Raw genomic sequence first — 25,550 nt, 5'->3', positions numbered from 1 at the left:
TTATCCCGTTTCTGCCGAGTAGCGCAGACAGCCCGTTGAACATCAACGATGTTCAACGGGCTGTGAGTCTCAGGAGTGAGTTACGTCGCCGGAAGCGTGTTCTTTCGGTAAGTGACTGCGATCCGACGCATCAGTTCGCCAAGCAGCAGGCACACTCCTGTCACCCACACAGCCTTGACGAGGACCTGTCCTGCGACAGCAGTGACTGTGAGGCCGAAGCCGGACAACCATAGGAAGAGCACGGTGTCTGCGACAGAACCCACCGCGTTGGACGATACGAGCGCGAGACGCCAACTGCGCTCCCGCAAGCGCGTGTAGACCACCATGTCCAGGAACTCCGAAAGCGCGAACGCGGCGCCGGATGCCAGGGCGATGCGACCGTCAGCAACGAGAACAGACAGGATCGTCCCGGTTGCAATGCCAACCCAGACCCACGACCGTCCGGCGAACTCCTGTACGGCGTCACGCAGGCTGAGAGCGAGTGCTGCGGTGTAGGTGCCGGCAGGAACCAAGAGGCCGAATCCTGCGGCGATCAAGCCGAACTGGCTGGTGACGATGTTTGCCAGCAGGACAGTCCCGACGTACGCGGCGACCGTGAGCAGAAGGATGAGCCGTGTCATCGGGAAGAAGGTCGCTTTCTCTTGCTCTTCGCGTGCTTGCGGTAGCTGTCGAGCAGGTGGTTGGTCAGCAGTTGGATGTCTTTTGAGGTGTTCTGGAGTTCGTTCCAGCGGCGGGCAGATCCGTCCTTGAACTCCCAGTTCCCTTGAGTCCACCTGCAGATCGGTGCGAGCGCCTTCAACTCGACCTCGAAATCTTCAACCGTGAGCTCTTGATCGCTGGACTTGACCTTGACGATCTCGTCCATGACGAAGCCGAGGCTGATGATTCCGACACCGTGTGTGAGGCGAGACTTTGTCGGCTTCAGGTCCCAAGGCAAGCTGAAAACTTTCGAGACAGCCCTCCAGTAGGTCTTCAACACGCGCAGCATCGAGGCCACATCTCCGTCGCCGGCGCCGGCGTTGCGGTACTCGTGGAGCGCGCCGTTGTCGAGGCTGTTCTCAAGCATGCGAAGGATGGAGTTGTCCTTCACGAAGCCGTCCGGCATCGTCGTCGTGTGGATGCGGTGCTTGAGCGGTGAGTCCTCGTCGTAGTTGAGCCGCTCCAGGAGCAACGCTGGAAACTGACGGAGCTGGAGCGGCAGCGGGAGTTGGCCCGAAGCTGTCGGCAACAGTTCGTGGATCAAGCCCTTCGGTAGAGGCTTGGTGTTGTTGACCAAGATGAACTGAGACCGTTGCTCGGCGGCATCGTCTGTGATGAACGCCGTGACACACACGGGAAAGCTCTCAACGCGGGCCTGGCGGATGGCGGAGCTACGTTGCTGACCGTCGACGATCCACCCAGGCTTGTCCGACTCGCTCCACTCCTCGTCAACAGGGATCACCAGCGTCCCTGCACGGCTGTGACCGTCAGCTGGCGCACCCTTCGCCGCCTCGAAAGAGACTCGCTTGTCGAACGCCACTACAAGTGCGTTCGGCAGCATCGCGTCAGCGGACTCGATGTAGCGCTTGATCGCGTTGATGTGGGACGTCACCGCAGTACGTTGGTATCCCTGCAGTTGTGAGTCCTCGTCACGGCGGATTCGGGCGATCGTGGCGACCTTCGGCAACTGCTTGCCGTCGATCGCGAACGTGTAGAGCGTTCTGTTAGGCCCCTGCTTGACCTCGATAGCGGGGATCCGCAGCGTCTGCTCGGTCTCTATGAGGCTGTCGGTCGCGGTCACGCGATACTCCCTGCTACCAGTTCTCGGTCGAGTTTCTTGCTGAATACGTACAGATTGTGGAACCCACGGCTCTTGTTGCGCTCGGAGCCACGGAAGAGGATCACCTCAACACCGATCCGCTTGCAAATCGCGCACGGACACTTCTCCCAAGGGCGATCGCCAAGCGTCTCGCGGTACGCGGCGCGATGGTCCTTCTTGGGGTCGTACAACTTCTCGTACGCGCACAACGCATCGACGACTTCGTCCAAGTCAGCGTTGCCGTCGGCGTAGGAACGCACCAAATGAAGGCATTTCTGCTCGTGTTCGAACGCGAGGTCCTGCTCGATCCGGCCTGCGCTGATCTCCTTCCGCAGGCGAGGGCTACCGTCCACCTGAGGAATTCGGACCGCAACGTAGTTCCTGTCAAGCGCGTAGTAGTTGTCTTTGTCGTCCTTGAACGCCTGTCGGAACGCAGAGGTGGAGTCGAAGCTCGTCACCCCGTATCGCTCGAACTCCAGGACCTGCTCGCACCGGCTGATGCCCAGAAGGTGCAACTCTGTCTTCGAAGCGCGGTCATCGGCGATTCGACGCAAGCTCAACAGGATGTCTGCCGTCTTCAGCGGCACCATGCCACCCAGCGCGATGCGCTTGAAGCCGATCTTCTGGAGCACTGCCACCGAGTGAGCGTACGAGTCGGGGTCCCATCCCTGCGCCACACCCATAGGGGTGAAATCAACCTTGCGCAGCCTGCACAGCTTCCAGAACTCCGCAGCCAAGTCAAGGGTGATCTCTTGACGTCGTGTCCACTCCGGCAGCTTCGGCTCGTCGGCGGGGGTGACCGGCTTGAAGCCGAAGATCACGTGGTCGACGGAGATGCCGATGTGCAGCCCCGTTTCCTGGTAGAAGTCGATGACTTCGTCAGGCGTGTAGGGCGGGTACTCCTCGGCGACGTAGTTGAAGGCACCGCAGTCACCCATGATCTGCAGGTCTCTGCTCTGGCCGGAGAGCCGGAAGAACTGTTCAGCGCCTTCACGGTAGAGCCTGTGGCGCTGAGCGACCGTGTACTTTCCGGTACCGCTCATCGTCCCGTCCACGATCGCCTTCGAGACGAGCAGACCGTCGAAAGGCGGCTCCTCCAACGCTTCGTGGGCGTACAGGTCGTCGCGCTGACGGATGCGGAACGCCTTCTTCTCTTCGGTGATGAAGTCGAACGCAGGATCGATCTGATCCTGCGAGTCAGGGAAGAAGAACTTCATGACGTTGGCGTCCTGCCGCTCGTGACGTAGGTGCGAATGAGGAAGTTGGACAACTCTTGGATGTGCTTGGGGAGATTCTCGATGGCGTTCCACTTCATGCCGAGCTCTTCCCACGTGCCGCTGGTCCACCGGCACTCGGGTGCGATCTTCGCAAGCTCGCGGCGAACGAGTTCCGGCGCATCGTCACGCAAAGGATCTACTGCGACGAGCACTCGATCCATCAACCTGCCCATCGCCCGGATCCCCGCACCGTGGCTCAGCCGACTCTTGGTCGAGGGCTTGCCCCACGCGTCGGGGAACGTGTCCTTGACCGCCGTCCAGAACACCATCAAGGCACGCCACACGCCGTCTACGTCGGTGTTGCCGCTGCTCATGTTGCGGTACTGGAACAGGCATCCGGTGTCTTTGAGTGACTCCTCCAGCATCTTGATGATGCTGGTGTCGGTGATCACTGTTGTCTTCCGTGCCTTGGTGTCCGTGGAGGAGCGGCTGATGAGCCCGTGGAACGGAGATTTCTCATCCTGGTTCAGCATGTTGCACAGCTGCGACGCCAGCTGCTTGAGAGTGAGCCTGCGGGGAAGTTCTGTGGTGACCTCGGGCAGCAGTTCGGTCACCAGGCTGCGAGGCAGCGGCTTGGTGTTGTTGACCCGGATGAACTGGTCTCGCTGGACCGACACCTCATCAGCGATGAACGCGGTGACTGGAACGGGGAAGTTCTTGTTCCCGGCTTGCGCGAGCGCGAGTGCGCGCTGCTGGCCGTCCACTATCCAGCCTGGTTTCGGCCGGTCCGGTGGCACGAGCGGGATGTCGATCGTGCCGGCAGTCGCGACACCATCGTTGGTCTTCGGCCCCCGACTGCCGGTGAAGTGGACGTCAGACGACAACGCCAGGATGATCGGGTTTGGAAACAACACGTTGTCGCCATCCAGGTACTCGACTATCTCCTGGATGTGGGCGCGCACCGGGGCACGTTGGTAGCCGATCAGATCCCCGGCGCCGTCACGGTTCACCCGGGAGATCTCGGCGACCTGAAGGATTTCGGCTGCTGTCAGGGTGAAGAGGTACAGCGGTCGCTGAACGCTCTGCGCGATCTGGAGTGCGCGTCTGCTGATGATGAGCGATGACGGGTTTGCCATCAGGCTCCCTCCATCGAGCTCAGGAACAGTTGCCTGAACCGGCTCTGTTCGCAGGCGAACCCGGCGTCTCGAAGCTCACGCAGCATGGATGTGTGTGTGCTCCTCGGAGTCAGCCGTTGCGCGATGAAGCCCAGTACCTCAGCGTCGTTCATCGGCACGCGCTCGAACTTGCGGCGCGGTGCACTGCTTGAACGCAGCCGTGCCAGATGTTCGGTGAGAGCTGGCCTGGTCAAGTCGCCGTTGTCCAGTAGTGCCGCGGCGATGCGCACGTTCAGCGAGCCGAGGCTACCACCGAGGCTGTTCTGCAATCGTGCGTCAGTCGGCAGGAGATACCGATCCCAGTCGCCGGCGGTTGTGGCACCTGCTGAGATGATCGAGAGCCGTGCCGAGTCGTGAAGGTGGTTCGCGGCGGCGGCGATGTCTGGCCCGACTGCTCGCAGATAGCTGCTGGACAGTACGACGATGAACGTGGACTCGGGGTCGCTGTGTGCGAGAGCAGCCAGTGAGCGTGGAGTGCTCGTGCCTGGGATCCTCCAGGTGGCCAGATACTGCCACCATTGTTGGATCTTGGCGGTGGTCTTGCCCACGCTGTCAGCCTGATCTGTGGCGAAGGTGGCTGCGTAGGGCCGGAGTTCCGCTTCCAACGGCACCAAACCGTAGCCCGCTGAACAGATCCACGTGGTGGCGTTGTCGATCTTGGCGTGCAGCTTCCGTGCGATCTGCCACTGATCGCCCGCGTAGAGTTGCTCAGCGGGAACCTCGGGAACGTCGGACGTGCTCAAGCGTTTGATCCACGCGTCGAAGCGCCCGGCAGTGCCCAACTGAGTCAGGCTGCGTACCTGTAGTTCCTCGGGGACAACGCGTTGCTTGCGATTTGTGCAGGTGACGACGATGTGAGTGCGAGACGCGCCCATCACGTCGTCTCGAGCGTGTACGCGCCACGGTGAGGCCATTCGGTTACCGCGTAGGCCGCGTGGTCGTGAATGCTCTCCTCGTTGGCGGCGTGCACTCGGAACGCGAGTACACGGTCGTCGGTACGCAGTTGCTCGGCAACAGTTCGCGCCATGTCCTCGACGAACACAGGGTTGTCATACGCCTGCATCGTGACGAAGCGTTCATCGGGTCGCTTCAGCAGTGGGTAGACGGGAGCTGATGCCGCAGACTCCGCGAGGTCGAACAAATTGATCAAGGTCAACTGCTCGGAGTTGTCTGCCTGCTCGGCGAGCAGTACGCCGATGATGATTTGTCCACGCTGATTGTGGGCACCGTAGTCGCTGATCGCTTTGCTGCAGGGGCACACACTCGTCACCGGTACGGTCACTTGAATGCGGACCGCGCTGTCATGATCTCCACCTACGACGCTCCATCGAACGCGATGACCAAGCAGTGCACGAGCACCGCTTACAGGAGCCAGTCGCTCGCGGAAGAATTCAGTGTCAACGGCCACTTTCGCCCAGGGCGTAGTCAGTCTGCGAAGCACTTCGCGGTGCACGGCCTGCACGCCGGTGGCGCTGATCTCGGACGCGCACTCGTGCAAGATCTCTACAAAACGACTCATGTGGGTGCCCTTGACCTCAGAGGGCAGCGCAACGGCGAACGCGAACTCGCCGATGCTTTCTTGCTTGGCGCCGGGGCCATCGGAGATCAGTACGGGGTACCTCAGGCCGGATATGCCAACCTCGTCGAGCGCGACGCCGCGGAGGTCCGGTCGGCTCTGGACGTCTTCCAGCGTCATGCTGCTTCTCCTCGATAGACGCAGCCTGAGGTGCAAGTCTCGCGAACCACGATCTTTGACAGCGGAAGGTCGGCGGAGAGCCGGTCCCAGATCCACCGCGCCAAGTTCTCGCTGGTCGGGTTCTCCAAGCCAGGCACTTCATTCAGGTAGTGGTGATCGAGTTGGGCATCAACCGGCTCGAACGCCCTCTTCACATCGCCGAAGTCCATGATCCAGCCCGCGACGGGGTCCACATCACCGGTGACGTGGACCTCCACCCGGTACGAGTGACCATGCAACCGAGCACATTTGTGGCCATCCGGCACGTTCGGCAGTCGGTGGGCTGCTTCGAAGGTGAACTCGCGGAAGATCTCCATCACGCAATTCCTAGGTACTTGTGCGTCTGCAAGCTGAGACTCCACTGTGGATTCTGCAGGCAGTACTCGACAGCGGACTTCGTGTTGGCTTCGACCTCAGGGCCGTCCATCGGCTGAAGTCTGAAGTATGCGAAGTCGAGATTTTCGAACATCTCAGGTGGCGCCGCTTCCTGCGGGAAGACCAGCTTGAGCTCATCGCCGGACGTGAGGATCAGGTCTGCCCCGGCCTTGGGGCTGACGCAGACCCAGTCCAGGCCGGCGGGAGCCGACTGAGTTCCGTTGGTTTCCACCGCGATCTCAAAGCCGGCGTCGTGCAGGGCGTCGACCAATTCAGCGTTCAACTGCATGAGCGGTTCGCCGCCGGTGCAGACGACGAACCGTTTCGCGCGGGGATGTGCTTGGCCAGACCATGCACGGCTGATGGCCTCAGACAGTTCCTCCGCTGTGCGGAACATGCCGCCGCCAGGGCCGTTCGTGCCGACGAAGTCAGTGTCGCAGAACTGGCAGATAGCCTTGGCGCGGCCAGACTCCCTGCCGTTCCACAGATTGCATCCAGCAAAGCGGCAGAACACAGCAGGTCGGCCCGCATGTGAGCCTTCACCCTGAAGGGTGTAGAAGATTTCCTTGACCTGATAGGTCACCTCGACACCGACCCGGACAGAGCTGGATCTGTGAGGTCAAGTTCCTCGAAGCCGCGCTTGCGGAGCAAACAGGAGTCGCACGTCGCGCATGCCTGCCCGGCAGGGCTGGGGTCGTAGCAGGAGTGGGTGATCGAGTAGTCGACACCGAGGTCCAGCCCACGCTGAATCGTTTGCGCTTTTGTGAGATCGACGAGCGGAGCCTGCACGCGGAACCTCACGCCTCCGTCTGCCCCGGCAACTGTACCGAGCGTCGCAGCCTCTTCGAACGCGTCGAGGAACGGGCGCCGGCAATCCGGGTAGCCGCTGTAGTCCAGTGCGTTGGCGCCGATGAAGATGTCAGATGCGCCAACGGTCTCGGCCCAGCCAGCCGCAACGGACAAAAAGATCAGGTTTCGTGCCGGTACGTACGTGATTGGCGCCGAACTCGAGTCGAGGTCGTCAACGCTGTCGTGATGGGGAACGTCGATGTCGGCGGTCAAAGCTGAACCGCCGATGGCCCGCATGCCGAGGTCGAACACGATGTGTCGTGCAGCGCCAAGTTGCTTGGCAACGCGATGCGCAGCGTCCAACTCCACGGTGTGCCGCTGTCCATAGCTGAAGCTCAGCGCATACGTCTCGTAGCCCTCTGCGTTCGCGATGGCCAAGACCGTTGCCGAGTCCAGGCCTCCGCTGAGCAGCACAACAGCCCTGCGGGGTTGGTCCACCGTTTCCTCCAAGATCGGATCCGCCTTCGTGATCAGGTGGATCGCCAAAACTGTGACGGTCTCAAGATCGTAGCAGTGCAATTTAGGCGCAAGCGCGGCGCCTGGAGTTGATTGGTCGCATGTAGTTTTCGGGCATCGACTGTCCTGGAAACTGTAGCGCGGGAGCTGATGATCTTGGGGAGTTCGAGACGTGTCGGGGAAAAATCCTGCTGACCTGCGTCGCAGTTCGGCGACGCAGCACAGACGAGGCGAGGCGGCTCTGCGGTTGATGTAACCGCCTTGTACGGAACGTGAAACGGACGCCACGCGGCGTACCTGCCGTCGGATGCGAGCACGTGAGTCGACTCACCCGCGTCGAAGTGGACGGCCTCTTCGGGGAAGGCCTGCTCGCGCCTGCCCCGAAGAGGCCGTGATGCCGGTGATTGCCGGCCGAACTTCGTGGGCAGGTGCTGAACCCACTGGCTACTCGGCGCGCTAGAGCACGTTCTCCGTGAGTTTCTTGATCTGGGCGATCGCGGTCTGCAGCACGGAGGCCGAACCTGCTCCTTCCACGTAGGCGATTCGGTCTTGCGCGATGTGCTGACTGATGAAACCGGTGGCCGCGTGAGTCGCGCACCGGGTCACCATCACCACCGCGTCGGCGTTTCGCACGTGTTGGCGGAGTTGTGGCCCGCCCACGTGATCTGACCGAAGGACGAGCCTCACGTTCGGGGCTTCGAACTGCAGTCGTTCGCTTGCTCGTGCGAGCACCTTCTCGTCCAACGAGTACAACAACAATGACGCTTGCGAAGACCGCCAGTTCTCCGCGTCTGGCGTAGCGCGAAGAGACGGTTCGTCCGCCAAGGTCCATTGCAGACCCAGGTTCAGTTCGGTCGTCAGTTGTCGAGCGAAGCCAAGGGTGTGATCGTCCAGCCTGGACCCGTGGATGGCGAGCGGCCCAAGAACTCGGTAAGCGAAAGCCGAGCGTGCTGCCTCGTTGGGACAAGCCGCGACGATCAGCGAGTCCACCATGTCAAGAATGATCAGCGCGCGATCGACAGCCACCCAACGATCACACTCTGCGCCGATGTCCTCCAGCAGTTGCTGGTACCGATCTGACTTCGGCCCTGCCCGCAACACGACGTTTACCAGCGCGTGGAGAGCCAGCAGGTCACCTGGACCGAACCTGTCACAGAAAAGAGCGTTACCGATGAACGAGGTCGCGGAGGCAGGTGCGGTTCCGTCTGCTCCCAGCGCGTTGATGAACGCTCCGGCCGCATCCCAGACTCGATCTGCCGCGGTGCGCGTGAGGTCGTCGAGCACGGCTGCGATCTGATCATCAGCTGCGGCAGGAGAACTCCACTTGATCCACGTCTCTTGTTCTAGTGCGGTCTTGAAGCTGGAGGGATCTGTGGACGCCGCTTGCACCAGGTCTAGCCAGGACTCTGGTGCGAGCACCTCACTTGCTGCGTCCGCGATCGACTGCTGAGCGGAGGCAGCCGATGGGAGGAGGGTTGCCATCTCGTTGGTGAGAGCACCTGGCAGTTGGGCGATGTGTCCGTCTTCAACCGCGAATGCCCTCAGCCGAGCGAGCCGCTCGGTATCAGCGCGAAGGATGCAAACCATCACGTCGACTGCCGACGATTCAGCGGAACGGTGCCGAGGTTCGCCGTCGAACAAGCCGCGCACGTCGCTGTTATGCCAGCGAAGTGCAGTCAACGCGGCGTCGAACTCGCCTGCGTCGAGGTGCTCGGCGATGACTGTGCAGTAGATCGCTTCCAGAATGGCGTCTCGGACCGGAGCTGGAGGAGACTGGCGGACAACGTCCTCCAAACGCGGCAACGAGAGGATGTCAGCGTCTCGCCCTAGCCTGTTCAGGCGCTTGATGTTGAGGAACGCCAGGTTTGTCGCGTCAAGTCCACCCTTGGCCTGGAGTTGACCAAGCAGATCTGCGGACGCTTGCTCCCCACCCGCTGCCAGCGCGCTGTCGAATTCCGCCAGCAACCTGCCGGTGGGCTTGACCACTCGCCAATACCGCGGCGGGCGACTCGCAGCGGTGCTCTGCATCCGCATGAGCGAGTCGGTGAGCCGGCTGCGATCGATGCGAGTGTCTTGGGTTCGAAGCTTGAACGTGACGCCAGGACCGCAAAACTCGAGTACGGCGCGCTCAACTGGATTGTCGGGATCCATCACTGCCGGACGGGAGTCAGAGTCGTCCCTGATGTACGAGTGGCCTGCGAACGCGGTGATCAGCAGGGAGGTCTTCACGACATCGGCTCTTGCCGGCGCGATCACGTACATCACGAACTCGTCGGTGGCTTTTCGCAACCATGGCAACACGATGAGCGCGTTTGCGCCGCTGGAAGCCTGGTCCACGAACGGCTTGACGCGAGCTTCCCAGCCGCCCGCCGCCATGTCGGGCCACGCGTCGTTGTGCGATGCCGAGAAGAACTCGCGGAGCAAGTTTTGCAGACTCGCCGACGTTCGTGCCGGCTCAATCGTGCGCGAGTTCACGTGGCGGCACCCCATCGGCGTTCCAGATCGAGCCGTGCTTGTCCTGGCTGAGCGCCGCCGACGCTGTACGTCACAGCTTCGTCGTTGAACACCATGCCACGCACGGTGAAGTTCATCGAGCCGGTGAGCATCCAGTCTTTGCCACAGAAGGTCTTCTCATGAATTTCAGGTGCGAGGCTGATCGTCAAGCGGTCGTTTGGTGCCTGGGTGGTCAATCGATCGATGAACCGATCGTTGTGCTGGTCTGGACGTGCCACGACGTGCAGATCTGCGCCACTGGTACAGATCCTTCCCAAGGCGTCGGACAACCGGCATACGGTGACCGAGTCATCACCGAAGGCGGCATCGAACTCTCCTGAGTTGTTGTCGATGACGTCGACGTCGGTGATCCAAGGAGAAACCAGCCACAACTGAGGACTCGGGGCAAGAAGTTCCGCAAGCAGCACAGACCGGAGTAGTGGCCGAATGCGGATACCTGTGCCATCGCCGATACGGATCGTCCGTGGCGTCGTGTTCACTGGATGGCCTCCCGGATCTCCACGCGGATGACCATCTCGCCGGCGTGCCGGGTGACGCTGCGGACCTCGCCGTAAAGTCGCAGTACATCGCGGTCGATCGCGATCGCCGGTATTTGATACAGGGCTTCCGCTGCCACGCGACCGCTGTCGTCCCCTGCAGACACGAGGTCAACTTCCGCGTCCTGAGCCAGCACCTCGCGATACCTCTCCATCCAGTCGTGAGCGGACAGTGAGACCTTCTGAACGCGATCGGTGTGCGCTGCGGCAACCAGCAGACGGTCGATGATCGCCTCTGGCGCAAATGGCTGGAAGTAGTGCAAGTGCTGGTTGCGCGCCAGTTGGCCGCGAAGCCAGAGCAAGCTGAATGCCTGGTCCGCGTTGAGGCTTCGTGTGGTGCTGCGCGCGTCAGACCTCTTTCCAGCGATGTAGGCGATGACCCTGGCGTCCACCTCAATGCCCAGCGCTGTCTCCAGGCGGTCCCAATCGTCGATCAACTCCATCGCTGCGGTGTCGCTCCCGCCGTCCGAACCAGGACGCAACAGGCGAGTGGACGCGACGCCGACAGCGGCACGGCGAGGGGGGCCGTCCAGGTTCGTCCACGCGGCTCTGAAATCGGCGAGTGCAGAGTCGGCTTCATGCGCAGACCCGGCTTGCCGCAGTCGCCGCATCGCCTGAGCCGCCTCTCCTGAAGGTTCAGTCGTGACGTTCCGCAGCAGACGTACGACTGCTCCGTCGACGTACTCGTGCACGCTGGGCCCGAGGATCGAGTCGACCAAGGTCCAGAAGCGACGGGGATCCTCGCTGTAGTAGCGGATCAGGTACTCCACGACACCGAGGCCGCCCGGAGCTGTCTCCGTCAACCAGACGACGTCAGCACCGTCGACGCCGGCAGAAGGAAAAATGTCGACTGCGAGGTCGTTGTCCTGCGCGTCAGGGCATGCCCGGATCGAAGCGGAGAGAATCGCAGCAGCGAGCGTCTCCCTGTACGCGCGGTGTGCCAGTTCCGCGGTGCGCGCGGCGATGTCTTCCGTGATGAGCAACTCGGCCACACGCTCGACAGCGTCGACCACGACCTGATCAGCGGTGAGCTCGATCATGCCCCGTACGAGCCGGTCGGTGGTCGTGTGTTCCGATCCGTTGTCGGCCGAGCCGCGGTACATGACGGTCAAGATCTCTCGGAGGTCAGCCAACCACTTGCCGCGAGAGAGGTCCCGCAGTACATCGGCAGGTGGTTTGCCGTTCGCTCCCGCCAGTGCGAACGCCGTGAGATAGATGTGTGCGAGCCACTCTCGCTTGAATCGGTTCGAAACCTCACACAGCACCTGATCATCGACCAGAGTGTGGAAGAACGCGAACGACCTCCACTGTGGAGACTTGAGGTGGGCCTGTACGGCGTCGGCGCTAACGTCCAACGGGGCGAAGGTGAACTGAATTCCGTCCGCTTCCAGGTCGAAACCGAGCGCGGCCGGTCGTCCGTTCAGAACGTAGCTGATCTGGCGTTGATCTTCACGACCTCCGTCGTAGGCGACCGATATGTCAGCACCGAGCGACATCCGTCGAACCTCGATCGGATTACCAGCTGAGTGGGACGAGAAGGCGATGGCCTTCACACGGCTGTGCCAGCGAGACGGCGATGGGATGTCGCCGGGGTGTGGCGCTGTGGTGTGTGGCACGACGATCTCGGTTCCCCACACCGGGGCACCGTGCGATCGGGTTTGCACCTTGGGATCTGGCTTGGTGAGCCTGAGCTCCAGCGGGCGCACGACATCCACTTCGTTGCCACCGACTGGCTGCCACGTACCTCGGCGGAAGCCGTTTCTGACGAACGTCTCAAGTTCCAGGAGGTTCGTGTCCACTGGTGGCGCTACCCACGTGCGATCATCGTCCTTCTTCACCCCGTAGCGCTTGCTCACCCGGCCGGGAACGGCCTCGCGCAGGGCGTGCCCGATACCCAGCTTCTCCGGTTCATCCGCCTGACCGAAAGGCAGTGACAAGGTCACCTCGGGCAGGTTGAGCTGATCGAAGAGCGCCGTGGTGACGAACTCCGGGAGCAAGGACCCGGGATACGCACCGGGATCTTCGCGGAGGGCCTGCCAACCGCTCTCCAGCCGTCGCAAAGCTGTCGGAATAACGGATAGCATCAATGAACGAGGTGGCTCCCACATCACGGCCTCCAAGTCACTCGTACTGAGGCTCAAGGCGTTCTGGAGATGCTTCGTCAAGGAGTCCCGGGCCGTGTCCTCCTCGAGAACGGCTTTGAGGAAGTCGACGAGGTACTTGGCCACGATTTCGTTCGTGGCCGTCTCAGGTGACGGTGCGCGCATCGTCCGCCGTGGATCTGCGGTCACACGGCGCCTTCTCAGTTGTACACCGAGCCAGTCGATGAGTGCGTGCGTTGCCTGGATTTTGAGAATGAACCGGTTTTTGACAGGCAGCCGTGGAGCTGTGACCTCGGGAGCGAAGAGGCTTTCGTACGCTTGGTAAGCCAGGCGGTCGCGCCCGTAGTCCGACAACGTCACCACGGTGACAGGGCGAGTGTTCCGGCGTCGACCGGCTCGTCCCCGGCGCTGGATGAACGCGGCGGAGTTCCGCGGTGCCTTGTGCTGTATGACAAGGCCGACCCGGGGATCGTTGACTCCGACTTCCAGTGACGGCGACGCCACGGTCAGGTCGGCGTCATGCGCTATTCCCGCGTCTTGAGACGACGTCCGTCCGATCCGCAGCGGGCGTTGGTGGAGGTCTTTGGACAGCGGACGCCCGATTTTCTGCGTGATGCCCCAGTCTTGACCGTCCCGATCTCGTTCGAGCTTCTGCGGTGCTTCTCTGCTACGCAAGGCCGCCAGGACCGGCTTGCCCGGAGTAGGTCGCATTGCGCGAGTCTGTCCGGCCTCGGCGTCTCGCAGGTCGTCGTAGAACCTGTTCGTCACATCGAGGTCGTCGGTGAACACGAAACCGGTTGTTCCGAAGAGATACTGCTCGGCGTCGAGTAGCCGGCCGAACAACATCGCGGTCTGGATTGACGTCGAGAGAAGGCTCACGCCCGACACGGGATCGCCGCGTAGGGCGATCGAGTACTCCCGCCCTTCTCGTTTCAGTTCGTTGGGCGCCGGCTCGACAGATTCGACATCGGCAGGGTCGAGCCCTGTGAGGGAAACGAAGAACCGCTCACTGTCGCGCAATGTCGCCGACAGGCCCACGAACGTGATCGGTTTGCGGGGATTCGCGTGGCGCCAACGTCGGAGCATGAGCGCCACCTGGGCTCCGTGCATGCCGACGTACGTGTGCACCTCGTCAAGCAGCACCACGTCGGGAGCAGATCCTGGTTGCCACCCGAGAAGGGCGCCCATGTCTGGATCGGCACTCGTGCGACTCAGCATCTCAGTAGTGGTGAACAACAAGTCCGGGTAGTTCGCCTGCATGCTCCTGCGAGTGAGCGCCACCTGGCCTGGCTCCGACCGGTAGGCGCACTTCACGCACCGAAGTACTTCCTTCGGCGGGTTTGCCATCCGGTCGGTGTTCGCCCAGATCAGTTCGCCCGTACCGCAACGCGGGCAGTCGACGTATGGACAGACAAAACCCGCTGTAGTGCTTCGCCACGCAGCCTTTCCTTTACCGACTGTGTTTGGTGCGGTAGGGGTTGCGCCGAACAACACGCCAATACGAAGAGGACGCCTGCGGGGTGACAAAGCAGGGGTGAGACGTTCGGCGGTGCGCAAAGCTTCGCCGAGCTGGTCACGCAGAAGCTCGATCCGCGGGTACAGAGCGAGCGTGTGCACGCGCTTCCGCGTGGGCGTGGTCATCGCGGCGAAGGCAGGCAGGTAGAAGGCGATGGTCTTGCCGCTGCCGGTGCCGGCGCCGACGATCACGCCGCTCGATCGGCTACCGGAGAGCCTTGAGAAGACGGTCCGCGTCGCACGAACCTGGAATCCAGCCAGGTCGTTGCTGCCGATGAGAGCTTTTGCTACATCGTCCTGGGCGTCGTCCCAGCCAGGAGCGGATCGAAGCTCTTTCAAGGCTTCGGTCAAGGTCACGTTCCGCTCCGGATAACGTCGTGGAGCTACGTGCAACCTGTAGTCAGCGACCAGGCGTCTCCCCTCAAGCCACCATTGAGGTTCGTCCGCGCGGGACCAACTCGGTTTGAAGAGTTGTCGCAGACTCGTCGTCAGCCGCAAGGCCTCGCCAAGGCGTGTGCGGTAGGCAGATGAGACGTCACTTTCGGCGGGATATATCAAAGCCTTGCTGATGAGGTGAGCCCGGACGTCTGTAACTGAAGCGCTCACGGGCGCGTCTTCGTGCTCACGCAGCAGCAGCTCGACGACTGCGTCCACCTCGTCCTGCGAGATGACACCGCCTGTCACACCCCACGACAGCAGCGGAAGTTCCAAGTCTTCAAGCGCTGACAACACGTCGTTGACAAAGACGTCTTTCCAGCCTGTCATCCACCAGTCCTCTTCATAGCGATCTCGGTGTCCAGCCCCGCCGATCGCAGCAACCGGATCTCGTCGTCCGACACGTCAGCCAGTCTTGGGCTCGGCGTCCGCGCCAGGCGATCGAGCACGGCGGCGAGTTCGGCAGGAACGTCCTTTGCAGTCCCGAGCAGCTCGCCAAGAGTCTCCAAGGTCGTCCTGAACACGCGTACATCGCTCGAGTTCAGGTCCGACTTCGTGATCATCCGGTCGAGGTCCTGCTTCTTCGAGCGGGCTGCAGGTTGCTGATCCACGTTGAGCATCGGCAGCTTCCCATAGGGCAAGTCCTGGACTCGCGCGGTTGCCCACCTCTGCCACACCTCGAGCGTCCGATCACGCAGCCGATTGGTCAGTGTCTCGACTTTTGTACGCGCAGCCTTGAACACCGGATCGAGCGGGTTGGGGGAGGCTTCGGCCTTCTTTTTGAAGTCCTCCAGCCCCGCGCTGAGCCCGGAGAGATCTACCAGGGGTGCGCCGATCGCGCTGTTCACCGACTTGGCCAAGGTGACCTGTCTTGCCAGGCTCTGCAGCGAGTCTCGGAGCTTCGTCACCCGCTCACTGATGCGTGTGGCCTGCCGCATGCCTTCAGCGCCATCGGCGAGTCTTCGAGCCTCACCTTTGAGCCGGTTGGCCTTGTCCAGGACCGTGTCAGCCATGGTCGACCTCTTCAACCTTGATGATGTCTTCCCACTCGGCGATCACACTCTTGATGCTCTGCGAGCTTGAGTCGTCGTGGTTACCGGTCCGTAGCGCCGCGTTGCGGAGCGCGTTGTCCAACCAGTTTTCGCTTTCGGAGAGGAACCGTGAAATCGCCGTGAGGTCATCGCCGCGATCTTTGGCTGCCAATGCCAACTTCAGGCCTGGGCTCTTGGCCTCATTGGCGGACAACAACCGATGCAATTCGTCCTCCAATTCGGTTATCGCTCCCCAATTGCGAGTGCTGGCTTCATGCCCGGTTGCGTCAATAGACTTTTCGGTCGCGCTTGGCAGATCAATGCCGGCAGGCCGGGCCTTGTTCATGGCATCGCGCACCGCCGCGATCACGACCGAACCGTTACTTCCTCTTGTTACACGGGCTCTGAGGCCGATAAGTGCGTCTTTCAGAACCTCCAGCTGCTGGTCCACGTCTCTCTGCAGCAGCGAGAACCCCTTGACAGCGGGCTTCACCCACGAGGGAACAGCATCTTGAGAAGGCGGCAACCACTCCCACGAGCTCGCTGCCATCTCCAGCAGGGGCAGGAGTCGGGTTGCGTCAATCATCTTTGTTGCACCAGTGCCCTGGGCAACTCCGACAGCATCTCTGATCTGATTCACCAGATCAGGACGGTGGACGAGGTGTCCCTGCAGGTTCTGCTCCCAGGCTGGAACCCGGCTGTCCAGGTCGCCTCGGTTCCAGCCCTTTCCATCGTGCAGGCTCGCGTCAAGTAGCTGTGAGGTGCTCATTCCAGGCCAAGCCCGGCCAGCGAGAGCGGCTCCGATGAGTGATGCGCGAAGGCCGAGTACCAGGTCTTGATCTGTGATGGCCCACGCGGTCTGCAAAACAGCGGTGAACGCGTCCGCCTTCTTCTCCGCGATGGTAGCGAGCCTGCGCATGTCGGCCGCGGTGTGCGTCAAATTGACTTTTGCTCGTAGGATGGATTGAAAAAATAGACTGTTCCTGGAGGTTCTCCTGAACTTGATGGGGGCATTCTCGGCGCTTGCGTTGAGTTGTCCCTTCGCTTTCTCGATGTACACGGTGCCACCCTTGTTGTCCCAGACCTTTTCCCAGGCTCCCTTGCTGCGTTCTCTCATGAGCGGGTTGATCCAGGAATAACGATATGCGACAGCCTCTGCGATGATGGTGCGAATATCGCGGGCCGTGTCCTGTTCCAGTGGTTCTCCGCGCTTGCCCCAGTTGTCAATGTTTTGCAGTTTCGTGGCGAGAGCGGGTGATATTTGCTGCCTGTCAGTGGAAGTATGAATCGGGTTTGTGGACGCGACTGGCGTTGGCGTGTTTTTGGTTTGTGTCGTCGGAGAGCCGCTGAGTTCAGGAATAGCAAAGGCGGTGCGCATCGCCGACTCAGTGGGGATGACATCCTGTGCATCGCCCCAGAATTCCGCAAACAACGTGTGGCGAACTACATCTTCTGGCCGCTGCTGATCGATTCTTGCAAGTGTGGAGTTGGGGACCGCCTGGTCGATCTTGGCCAGTTTGAAGTCATCGCGGAAGCGAGGAGGTGGAAAATCACCATTTACGATGTCGTGTCGATAATCGATAAGTGCTGGTTTGATCACGCCGCCCAATACTGCGCGTGGGACGAACTTGTACTGATTTTCGATGGGGGCGGTTGAATGTACTGCACGACGCAAAGCGGAGCGGTTGAAGGGGTAAAGTCCGTAGCCTTCGGATGACGCTCCGAACGCAGAGTGGCACGCGCTCTTGAATGCGCAGTCGTTACACTTGTTCGGGGTTTCATCGGGGCTTCCCTCAAATGCCTGTGCGCCCACTCTTGCGGCATTCAGGTAGCGGGCCGCGAACGAGGCGATGTAGTCGTCTCCCTCGTCGTTTTCGCTGAAGGGGGCATCCAGGTCGTATACGTAACCCAGGGTAGCGTGAAGTCGTGTGAGGACAGTCTCTGGGAGGTCGCGAAAATAGCCGGTTGTTACCGCCATCATCGTGCGAATACGTGCCAGCACCTCTACGCCGCCTCTTTTAGCGGGTTCGATCATGGCGTCGAGCAGCTCGCGTTGCATTCCTTGAATCAACGCGAAGTCCTCGATGAGGAGAACAATTTCCTTGTTTTTCGCAGAATACTCTTTCCGTACCTCGTTCATTGCCTCAATGAGGCTGCCGGCGCCGAGGTTGAACGACTTCTTCACCGCGTTTTCGAGGAGCTCGTTCAGAAGGTCGACAGCAGCGCTTTGCAGCTCCGGCATTGCCGACAGCATGGCAAGTTTCTGTCGAGTGATTTCCGCAGTCTTCTTGACTTCGCCGAAGTTGATCGGAAGATCGCTTGTCGTGAAGCGTTCAGGCCGATCATCACCGCCGTTGCGATCGTGGAGGAGGCGGTCTGCCATCTGGGGTATGAATCGCGCCGGCTGGAGCATGTACTCGCGGACGTGTGGGTCCTGCAGAATGACTGCGAGACCTTTTGGGCCTCGCAAAGTTCGTGCGGCGCCAGAAAGTCCTTGTGAGGATGTAGCAGCTAGTTCCTCTTCGAGGCTGTTCAGCAGCTCGCGCGCAAGGGCTGGAGTGTCGCGGCTCTCAGTGAATCGCTCGATGCCCGCGCGCAGCTCTGCGCCGCGGTCAGTGTCGAGGTCGACAAGAAGTTCCCGGATGACTGCTTTCAGGCTCGTCTTGCCCTTTTCCAGGTAGATGATCTTCCGGTTTTCCGCCTTGGGAATTTTTTCGTAGATCCATCGCACCAGATGTGACTTTCCTGAGCCGGAATCGCCGACCACAGGCACAAGTAGTGCACCTGTGTCTGACACGTGTTCAGTAAAGTCTTTGAGCACGGTTTTCTCGTCAACCGTCGTGTTCTCCTGAACGAGTGACTTGGCATCATCTCGGGTTCCGCCATTCAGCTTTGAACGGCGAATTCGCAGCGGGGCATGTGTGGCCAGGAAGATAGACTTTGGAGGGCTGACGGCTTCGGTGTTGATCGTGTTGGTGGCGTCCTCAAGATCCCAGCACGCGTACGTGGTGAATTTATTACTCATCTGATTCCTTCCTGTACGCGATATCGCTTACCCGTCGGCCGGGTTCATCAGGATCCGCAAGAGTTACGGTCCGAGAAGCATCTGCGAATCGGCCCAAGGTCAGCCAGTTCTCGCTTTCTCCGCGGAGCAATGCGTACGAAAGCGCGGCGTCGACAACCGACTCTCCTGGATGTCCGATGTGGAGCTCAGACGCGAACTTGCCGCCTGGCAAAACCGGGATCTGCTCGCGCAGCAACCGCACGGTGTCGACTGCGGATCCGAGACTCGGGGCATGACGGAGGACGTCGCGGACCGCTGAGGTGCAATCAGCCACCATTGGCCTCGCGCCTGCTGAAGGAAAGAGTGGCGGAGTACCCAATCCCAATGCGTGTGCCCAACGCCCGAAGGAATTCCACCTGGTGTCGTTCGGATTTGCATTGGTCTCTTCAACAGAGAATGAGTTGCTCATGAAATCATTTGCTGTGCTTGCCGTGACGGGAGGACCTAGTGGGTCAGAGGAGAGAAAGAAGCACAAGATGATCGTGAGGTCTCTGCTGTCACGGTTTGGATGTGCGGCCAGATCGCTGTTTCTGTCGGCGTCGAGCAACACTGTTCGGAGTAGCCGAGCAAGCTCGGCTGTTGAGTCCGGTTGGTACTTCAAGTGCAGTTTGCCTTGCTCATCCTTCGTGACGATTTCAAGCTTTTCCAGAGTTCTCAACGTTCGCTGAAAATGCGATGATCCGGATAGCGAATTCGGGCTGAGGAGTTCGTGAGCCTGTTCGGCATCGATACCGTTATTTCCTGAGAATAGCCGGATCGCGGTCCACAACTGCGAAGGGAGTGCGTTGTCGACGTTCAGGATCGCCATCAGAGCATCTCCCATGCGGCGTGAGCGGAAATTGTCGAGCTGTGGAGCTGGTTCAGCGGAGTGCCCGGCTTATCTGGGAGCTCTGAGTGAGCAGGGTGCACCACATAAGTGATGTCGGTCGATGTCAAACGAGACACGAGGTCATCCGGCAGTGAAACGGTCTCGGGGGTGCCGATCCACAACACGGGTCCGGCATAGGAGCGAAGCAAGTCCTCGTCCTCATCTCTGATCACGGCGGTCAGTGATGAGTCTTGTTGGATGGCTGAGCAGAGTGGCGCCGAAGCACCTGGTCCGCTCAGTACGGCAATCCCGTTGCGGACGAGGCGTGTCAGCAATCTCGGTATGAACGTGCTGAACTCTCGGTCGTCTCGCCACCAAATGCTGAGCCATGAATTGCTCGACCGAAGGCGGGCCAGTGGTAGGGCTTCACCTTCTCCCGTGTGCGGCACCACTGGACCGGGCTCTTCCGAGAGGCGGTAAAATCCTTCCGCGCCAAGGCTTCTGTGGGTGCGACACCATGGGCACCCTCGACAGTTGATGGCAACGTTTACATCGGAGCTTCGGTAGTAGTTCGCGAGTGTTTCGCCAATGCATCGATCGCCGTCAAGAACTCTGGTCATTCCGTCAATCGCTTTGCGTTGACCGCGTTTGATCACATCGCGTACGCGGCCGACTCTCTTCGCGAACTCGTCATCGCTGCCGGGATTGTTGAGCAAGGATATGTCGATGTATTCGCTTGATGTTCTTTCAAACTCGTTGAGCTGCTCGTACCACTGGTCGATGTTTTGCTCAGGGGTGCGCTTCGGGGGCTCTGGAAGCGACATTTGGAGGATTCCGGCCTGCTCCATCAGATTTAGTACGTGAACGTTCCAGTCTCGATATGTCTTTGTCGGCTCGTCAAACCTGGAGTGGTAGCTGTTGAGATCGAGACGGTGGCGGCCAGGACCTAGTTCTTTCGCGCTGTCGATCATCGCTTTCCAGTGTTCTAGCGCCCTTGCAGGTCCGATGATCTTTTCATCGGCCAGTGCCAGGGCTGTGCGCTCGTCACCGGCCGCGGTCATCAGGACCGCGGTGGACGGTGAGCCATCTCGTCCGCCGCGACCGACCTCCTGGTAGTAGCGGTCAAGCGACTCCGGCAGACAAGCGTGGATCACGGTTCGCACGTCCGGCACATCGACGCCAAGGCCGAATGCCGAAGTGCCGACGACGACGTCGTACTTCGTCACCGCGCGCCCCGAAGCGTCCTGACCTCCCCACGATTGAACAGCTTCGCGACGCTGCTCATCAGTTGAGTCTCCGGACACTCCGGTTACGCGCCGGAATCCGTTTGATCGCAGGAGGTGCACCCACTTCGGTACGTCAGCGACCTTGCTGACGTACAGCACAAGCGGCCTCGGCAAGCGGCTCACTGCTGCAAGTACGGCAGCGTCGCGCTCGGTGTTGTCGTCGAACGTCGTGATGTAGTAGCTGGGTTCGTGACGAAGCTCGGCCGCGGAGATGACACGGGTGGACGTCGGCGAACCGAACAGGTTCCTGAGGACCGCGATCTGATCGGCGGTCAACGTAGCGCTCATAGCGACTGTTGTTGGCGCTCGTCCAGGAGGCGCGACTGCAAGCCAACTCTTCTGGTGTTTGGCCATGAGTTGGAAGGACTGGCGGAACCGCGTCCCCCATTGAGCAACCAGGTGTGCTTCGTCGATCACGAAATAGCGGAGCGTCCCGGCTGCCGCAGCTTCTGCCACCGAGTACTTCAAGCCGCTCACCAGCGCCTCAGGCGACGTGAACAGCAGTCTTTGTCGCCCAGATCTGACCGCGTCTCGGATCGCTCGCTTGTCGTCGTCGCTCAAGCCGCCGACGTACGCGTATCGATCTGTTACGGAGCCTATGCCGTGTTTGGACATGAGGGTTCGTGCTCGGCGCTCCATGTCGAGCGCGAGCACGACAGTGGGAACAACCACAAGAGTGAGGCCAGCCTGAGTTCGGTCCACCAGCCCTGGAGCCTGGATGACTGCCGTTTTCCCATGGCCCGTGGGCAGACAGATGATCACTGTGGACCCCGGCGGCGCGAGAGCGACTGACCGAGCTGCTTGGCGCTGTCCAAGCGACTGGTACTGCTCGAAGTGCAACGCTCTGAGCCAGAACGGGTCAGCCGGATACGTAGGTCGAGGGAACTTCGCGTCAAGCCCCAAGGCCAACGTTTCCATGTCTTGCTCCGCAGCGACCGGTGAGGGCGAGGGCGGATGCCAAGGATGTACGAGGATGCGATCCTGTTGCCCGGCAGGGATGATCGTGCAGTCGACAGCCGACCAGTCCGATTCAGCGGGCAGCAGGTCTGACCTCGGAACTACCAGTCCGCTGAGATTGCCTCTGGCCGCCGCTTCGAGAAGAACCTGGCGAGTGAGTACGGCGACGTCCCTGCGTGCTGCGGTGCCGTTCTGTAGACCGTGAAGGGCATCCGACAGCCTTCGCGCAGGGCCGGTTCCCCAACTGTGTTGAACATCTGGCCAGGCGTTGAAGAGGGTCTGCGCGCCCGTCCAGCTATCAGCCATTGTGGATGCCCCTCCGTCCCAGGCAGGTCGTGGCGGCCACTCGCACGACAGGCTCACTGATTCCGTCGATGAGAGCTTGAGTGATCGTGCTGTTCAGCAGCATGCTTTCACTGCCGTTGACCAACCGTCCTGCAGCGGCTCTGGCCTTGGCTTGTGCTCGGTGCACACGAAGGGTTTGTCCGGCGACCTCAGTGGCTGTCCGGCACCTGCTCACAAGTTCACTGCCTTGTTCCAGGTTTTCGCGGGCGACTGCTTCCGCTTCCTCGCCGGCGCTCTGGAAGTTGGCAAGGCCGCCGACGGTTGCGATGAACTCGCTGAAGCCGTTGATGTGCACGCTTCGGTCTCGTTGGCCGTCGTACTCGCGGTCAAGCCAGGCTGCTTGCCCTGGGTCTGTCACGGGCTCGTAGCCGATCGTGCTCACCCAACTCTTCATCATGAAGGGTGGGAACAGACGATCTGCTTGCCGCCGAAGAGCCTTGACCTCAGCGCGAGCATCGGGGACGAGTCCCAACGCATGGGTCAGATCCGCCTCTACGATGAAGTCGAAGCCGAAGTACAGCACGGGCGATCCTGTGTGGTGGGGGTCGTACCGCCAGAGCGCGACAGCTTGACCACGATCGTCTCCGTCAACGACGTTGGCGAGCATCTCCATGATGGGGTTACCTACCCGGAAGATGCGAGAACCTGGCCGTTGCTGCGCCACAGCGCGGTTGAACACGCCTTTGGCGGAAAGTTCCCCGTAGGCCCCTTGCTCCACGCGGAGCAAACGTGGGTCTACCAGAGGTCGAGACTTCGAGACGAGGAAGGTTACTTCCTTGTCAGTCCGCATGGGTTCCTCCTTGCGGAGGATGTTGATGCCGCCGTGGTCCTTGTCCGTGTAGCGCAGCACGGACGTAGCGATCTGCTTCCAGTCGGTCTCCAGTTCACCGATCGCTTTCGGCACGTCGAACACTTGGCCGGTCTTCTCGTGGACGGACTCCAGCATGTCCATCTTGTCGATCTCGACACGGGCTTCGCTCAGGTTCTTGCCGACCGCATCCTGCACAGAACTGAAGCCATCTGGCCCGTTTGCCAGCGCCGCTGCCCACACGTCAAAGAGGTTGGCCGCAATCGCGTCCTGAAGGGTGGAGAGGGACGTGTCGAAGATCCGGTAACCATCAAGGAGAAGATCGAGCCATGTCTTGAGAGTGGACACCTCCCCAGTCGACGGCAGGATGACGTACTGGTCGGCAGGAGTTCGCTGAGCTTGTGCGCTGGTACCGGGAAACCTGTCGACACGTCCCAGACGTTGCTCCAGTTGGTTGGGTGACCACGGCAAACGTAGATGTACCAGTGCGTCTGCGGTCTGCAAGTTCAGCCCGTCCTGTGCCGAATCGTCGACCACCAGCAGCGACGGACGCCTGGGGGTTCCTGAATTCCAGGCTTGCAGGGCTTGCTCCTGGGCTTCGGCGGGGACGCTGAACGTGTGCTTGTGGATCGCAGCGTTGGGATGCTGCGCGCGCAACGTCGTGGTGAGGTCGTCTGCCAGGGCACCAGGACCGCAGAACACGACGGTTCTCGCGTGCTTCTGGACGACTCTGACCAACTCGCGGTGGATCTCAGGCGCCCACGACGTGCCGGCGTCGGTGGAGAGATTGAGGAGTCGCTGCAGAACACTTGCCTCGTGGGGCAACACCGGAGGCTCGGTGAGAAGCGTGCGCTCTCGGTCGGTGAGCCTGCTCGTGTCTCCGCCGATGCGCTGAACACGCCAGTTCATCGCATCGGCGAGGTCATTCACTCCACCACCCGCGCGCCCTATCAGCACCGCGAAGACGGCAGCGTACGCACGATCTTCCACGGCGCGGCCGGCATCCATCAGCGTGTCTCGCACGACGCTCCTCCACTCCTGGAGAAGGTCTTCGGCTTCGTCCTGCGCCTCAGATCGCACGGTCAGCACGGTCGGTCGATGACGGCCGCGAACCTCGTAGGGGAGGAAGTCGCCGTCCGTGTCTTCCTGGAGCACGTGCGCCCGGCGGTGGCGAATGGTCCGTCGATGCAGTCGATAGGTCTCGCTGACGTGGCCACGGAGTTCCTCAACACGCAAAACGAGTTCAGCCTCGTCCGCTTCGTCGAGAAGGTCTCCCTCGTCATCCAGCAGGGCTAGCACTCGTTCCGACAGTTCAGTCAATCGTCCGTCATCGGGAAGCATGTGTCGGATGCGGTCGATGTTGATCGGCAGCAACGACGTGTCCCATGACGGATCGAGCGCGTAGGCGACGTCAGCAAGTTCCGCGCGTAGCGCATATCGTTTCGCGAACGCCTCTGCCTCATCCCACCTGTACAGATCAGCATCCAGGAGGTGGAGCAGACCGAGGTGTGTGGTCAGGTTTGAGGTCACAGGCGTTGCAGACAGCAGGAGCAACCGCTTCGTGGAGTGCGCGAGTTGAGCGAGTCGCTGGTACTGGTCGCTGTGCGGAGCATCCGCGTCTACTAGGAGATGAGCTTCATCGACAACCACGAGTTCGTTGTCCGTGTAGTTGCTCCAAGTGTCTGGGCGCTCGTGCGCGAGGACCTTGATTCGAGCCCTGGGGAAGTCGTCGGTGAAGAACTTCTCGCTCAGTTCACGCACCCACTGCCTGCGCAGTGAATCTGGCACCAGGATCGCAACCCTGGAGGTTGGGCTGTCGATCAGCGTTTGGCGGATGACATAGCCTGCTTCGACTGTCTTGCCCAGTCCTACCTCATCGGCGAGCAGGTACCGCTGAACAGGGTCGGACAGCACCGTGAGAGCGGCGCGTACCTGGTGGGGGTAGATCTCTGCGGCAGACGACACGAGAGCAGACGTGCTAGCGGTGGAGGCACGCTGGCGAATCAGGCTCTTCAACATCGGGATTCTGGCGCCGTAGAAGTATGGAGATTCGCACCCGCCGGCCGTCAGAACGTGAAGGGGGTTTGAGACAGGGCGATTCCACCTGACCCGGAGATCGCGACCGTGTACACGAAGCCCTTCGCGCGCGAAGGGAAACTGTACGGCGTAGACGGCGCCCGGAAACTTCGTCAGCACGCGTCCGGCCGACCATTCCGCGGTGTCCGGGTTCAGCCAGAACACGCGCGCGCCGCCGGGAAGCAGTACAGATTGAAGGTTCCGGACGGTCTCGTCAAGCGATTGGGCGATAGGCTGGGAGATGGACTCGAAGTAGTCAATCCTTACTTTGTCGGCGATCGCTCCAACGCGACCAATGTCGTCTGTGCCGTGACGCATGACGAAGTCGCCGACTTGAAGTCCAGCCATTTTGCCCCCTCTGGCACTAGCTTCCCCGTGGCTAGAGTAGGCCCATCCGAGATGATCGTTGAGTCGGGGCGCGCTTTGCCACACGATGCATGAAAGACATTTCCATTGTCGATCGTCGAT

At 61.0% G+C, this 25,550-nt stretch carries 17 protein-coding genes; all 17 read right to left on the bottom strand.

Features of this window, described 5'->3' with window-relative positions; translation table 11 throughout:
* Positions 1 to 80: 80 nt before the first annotated feature.
* Positions 81 to 620: a VUT family protein gene (locus ACFWN2_RS18970; RefSeq protein WP_382428856.1), complete on the bottom strand. Its 540-nt coding sequence runs from the start codon at positions 618 to 620 to the stop codon at positions 81 to 83.
* Positions 617 to 1,780 (bottom strand): DGQHR domain-containing protein DpdB, encoded by a 1,164-nt coding sequence (gene dbpB / locus ACFWN2_RS18965; RefSeq protein WP_382428854.1) that lies wholly within the window; start codon positions 1,778 to 1,780, stop codon positions 617 to 619. The genes ACFWN2_RS18970 and dbpB (ACFWN2_RS18965) overlap by 4 nt, the downstream gene beginning before the upstream one ends.
* Positions 1,777 to 3,015 carry a tRNA-guanine transglycosylase DpdA gene (gene dpdA, locus ACFWN2_RS18960; RefSeq protein WP_382428852.1) on the bottom strand — a complete coding sequence of 413 codons (1,239 nt, stop codon included), beginning with the start codon at positions 3,013 to 3,015 and terminating at the stop codon, positions 1,777 to 1,779. The genes dbpB (ACFWN2_RS18965) and dpdA overlap by 4 nt, the downstream gene beginning before the upstream one ends.
* Positions 3,012 to 4,151 carry a DGQHR domain-containing protein DpdB gene (gene dbpB / locus ACFWN2_RS18955; protein WP_382428850.1) on the bottom strand — a complete coding sequence of 380 codons (1,140 nt, stop codon included), beginning with the start codon at positions 4,149 to 4,151 and terminating at the stop codon, positions 3,012 to 3,014. The genes dpdA and dbpB (ACFWN2_RS18955) overlap by 4 nt, the downstream gene beginning before the upstream one ends.
* Positions 4,151 to 4,972, bottom strand: coding sequence for a hypothetical protein (locus ACFWN2_RS18950; protein WP_382428848.1), 822 nt, complete (start codon positions 4,970 to 4,972; stop codon positions 4,151 to 4,153). The genes dbpB (ACFWN2_RS18955) and ACFWN2_RS18950 overlap by 1 nt, the downstream gene beginning before the upstream one ends.
* 92 nt (positions 4,973 to 5,064) lie before the next feature.
* Entirely contained in the window at positions 5,065 to 5,886 is an 822-nt protein-coding gene (folE2, locus tag ACFWN2_RS18945) for a GTP cyclohydrolase FolE2 (protein WP_382428846.1), read from the bottom strand.
* The gene (gene queD / locus ACFWN2_RS18940) at positions 5,883 to 6,242 is read right to left on the bottom strand and encodes a 6-carboxytetrahydropterin synthase QueD (RefSeq protein ID WP_382428844.1); all 360 of its coding nucleotides are present in this window, start codon (positions 6,240 to 6,242) and stop codon (positions 5,883 to 5,885) included. Before queD ends, folE2 begins: the two co-directional genes overlap by 4 nt.
* Positions 6,242 to 6,883: a 7-carboxy-7-deazaguanine synthase gene (queE, locus tag ACFWN2_RS18935; RefSeq protein WP_382428842.1), complete on the bottom strand. Its 642-nt coding sequence runs from the start codon at positions 6,881 to 6,883 to the stop codon at positions 6,242 to 6,244. The genes queD and queE overlap by 1 nt, the downstream gene beginning before the upstream one ends.
* Positions 6,880 to 7,635 (bottom strand): 7-cyano-7-deazaguanine synthase QueC, encoded by a 756-nt coding sequence (gene queC, locus ACFWN2_RS18930; protein WP_382428840.1) that lies wholly within the window; start codon positions 7,633 to 7,635, stop codon positions 6,880 to 6,882. The genes queE and queC overlap by 4 nt, the downstream gene beginning before the upstream one ends.
* Before the next feature lie 426 nt (positions 7,636 to 8,061).
* A complete protein-coding gene (locus tag ACFWN2_RS18925; protein ID WP_382428838.1) occupies positions 8,062 to 10,080 on the bottom strand; it encodes a hypothetical protein in 2,019 nt (672 codons plus the stop codon).
* Positions 10,077 to 10,598 (bottom strand): phospholipase D-like domain-containing protein DpdK, encoded by a 522-nt coding sequence (dpdK, locus tag ACFWN2_RS18920; protein WP_382428836.1) that lies wholly within the window; start codon positions 10,596 to 10,598, stop codon positions 10,077 to 10,079. Before dpdK ends, ACFWN2_RS18925 begins: the two co-directional genes overlap by 4 nt.
* Positions 10,595 to 15,037 carry a protein DpdJ gene (gene dpdJ / locus ACFWN2_RS18915; protein WP_382428834.1) on the bottom strand — a complete coding sequence of 1,481 codons (4,443 nt, stop codon included), beginning with the start codon at positions 15,035 to 15,037 and terminating at the stop codon, positions 10,595 to 10,597. Before dpdJ ends, dpdK begins: the two co-directional genes overlap by 4 nt.
* Positions 15,034 to 15,720, bottom strand: coding sequence for a hypothetical protein (locus ACFWN2_RS18910; RefSeq protein WP_382428832.1), 687 nt, complete (start codon positions 15,718 to 15,720; stop codon positions 15,034 to 15,036). Before ACFWN2_RS18910 ends, dpdJ begins: the two co-directional genes overlap by 4 nt.
* Positions 15,713 to 18,763: a protein DpdH gene (gene dpdH / locus ACFWN2_RS18905; RefSeq protein ID WP_382428830.1), complete on the bottom strand. Its 3,051-nt coding sequence runs from the start codon at positions 18,761 to 18,763 to the stop codon at positions 15,713 to 15,715. The genes ACFWN2_RS18910 and dpdH overlap by 8 nt, the downstream gene beginning before the upstream one ends.
* The gene (gene dpdG, locus ACFWN2_RS18900) at positions 18,756 to 19,610 is read right to left on the bottom strand and encodes a protein DpdG (protein ID WP_382428828.1); all 855 of its coding nucleotides are present in this window, start codon (positions 19,608 to 19,610) and stop codon (positions 18,756 to 18,758) included. Before dpdG ends, dpdH begins: the two co-directional genes overlap by 8 nt.
* Positions 19,610 to 22,159, bottom strand: coding sequence for a protein DpdF (gene dpdF, locus ACFWN2_RS18895; RefSeq protein ID WP_382428826.1), 2,550 nt, complete (start codon positions 22,157 to 22,159; stop codon positions 19,610 to 19,612). Before dpdF ends, dpdG begins: the two co-directional genes overlap by 1 nt.
* Positions 22,152 to 25,430 carry a protein DpdE gene (gene dpdE, locus ACFWN2_RS18890; protein WP_382428824.1) on the bottom strand — a complete coding sequence of 1,093 codons (3,279 nt, stop codon included), beginning with the start codon at positions 25,428 to 25,430 and terminating at the stop codon, positions 22,152 to 22,154. The genes dpdF and dpdE overlap by 8 nt, the downstream gene beginning before the upstream one ends.
* Positions 25,431 to 25,550 lie beyond the last annotated feature (120 nt).

The organism is Lentzea sp. NPDC058436 (genome assembly GCF_042721515.1).
Lineage (GTDB): Bacteria > Actinomycetota > Actinomycetes > Mycobacteriales > Pseudonocardiaceae > Lentzea.
Note: the sequence above shows the minus strand (reverse complement) of the source record. Positions and strands in the feature narration are given on the sequence as shown.

What these genes read in the sequence shown, in the direction of transcription:
- dpdG (WP_382428828.1), bottom strand. Translation starts at nt 19,610, where the DNA reads ATGGCGATCCTGAACGTCGACAACGCACTCCCTTCGCAGTTGTGGACC.
- dbpB (WP_382428850.1), bottom strand. Translation starts at nt 4,151, where the DNA reads ATGGCAAACCCGTCATCGCTCATCATCAGCAGACGCGCACTCCAGATC.
- dpdJ (WP_382428834.1), bottom strand. Translation starts at nt 15,037, where the DNA reads ATGACAGGCTGGAAAGACGTCTTTGTCAACGACGTGTTGTCAGCGCTT.
- queD (WP_382428844.1), bottom strand. Translation starts at nt 6,242, where the DNA reads ATGGAGATCTTCCGCGAGTTCACCTTCGAAGCAGCCCACCGACTGCCG.
- ACFWN2_RS18910 (WP_382428832.1), bottom strand. Translation starts at nt 15,720, where the DNA reads ATGGCTGACACGGTCCTGGACAAGGCCAACCGGCTCAAAGGTGAGGCT.
- dpdH (WP_382428830.1), bottom strand. Translation starts at nt 18,763, where the DNA reads ATGAGTAATAAATTCACCACGTACGCGTGCTGGGATCTTGAGGACGCC.
- dpdF (WP_382428826.1), bottom strand. Translation starts at nt 22,159, where the DNA reads ATGGCTGATAGCTGGACGGGCGCGCAGACCCTCTTCAACGCCTGGCCA.
- dpdE (WP_382428824.1), bottom strand. Translation starts at nt 25,430, where the DNA reads ATGGCTGGACTTCAAGTCGGCGACTTCGTCATGCGTCACGGCACAGAC.
- ACFWN2_RS18970 (WP_382428856.1), bottom strand. Translation starts at nt 620, where the DNA reads ATGACACGGCTCATCCTTCTGCTCACGGTCGCCGCGTACGTCGGGACT.
- folE2 (WP_382428846.1), bottom strand. Translation starts at nt 5,886, where the DNA reads ATGACGCTGGAAGACGTCCAGAGCCGACCGGACCTCCGCGGCGTCGCG.
- dpdA (WP_382428852.1), bottom strand. Translation starts at nt 3,015, where the DNA reads ATGAAGTTCTTCTTCCCTGACTCGCAGGATCAGATCGATCCTGCGTTC.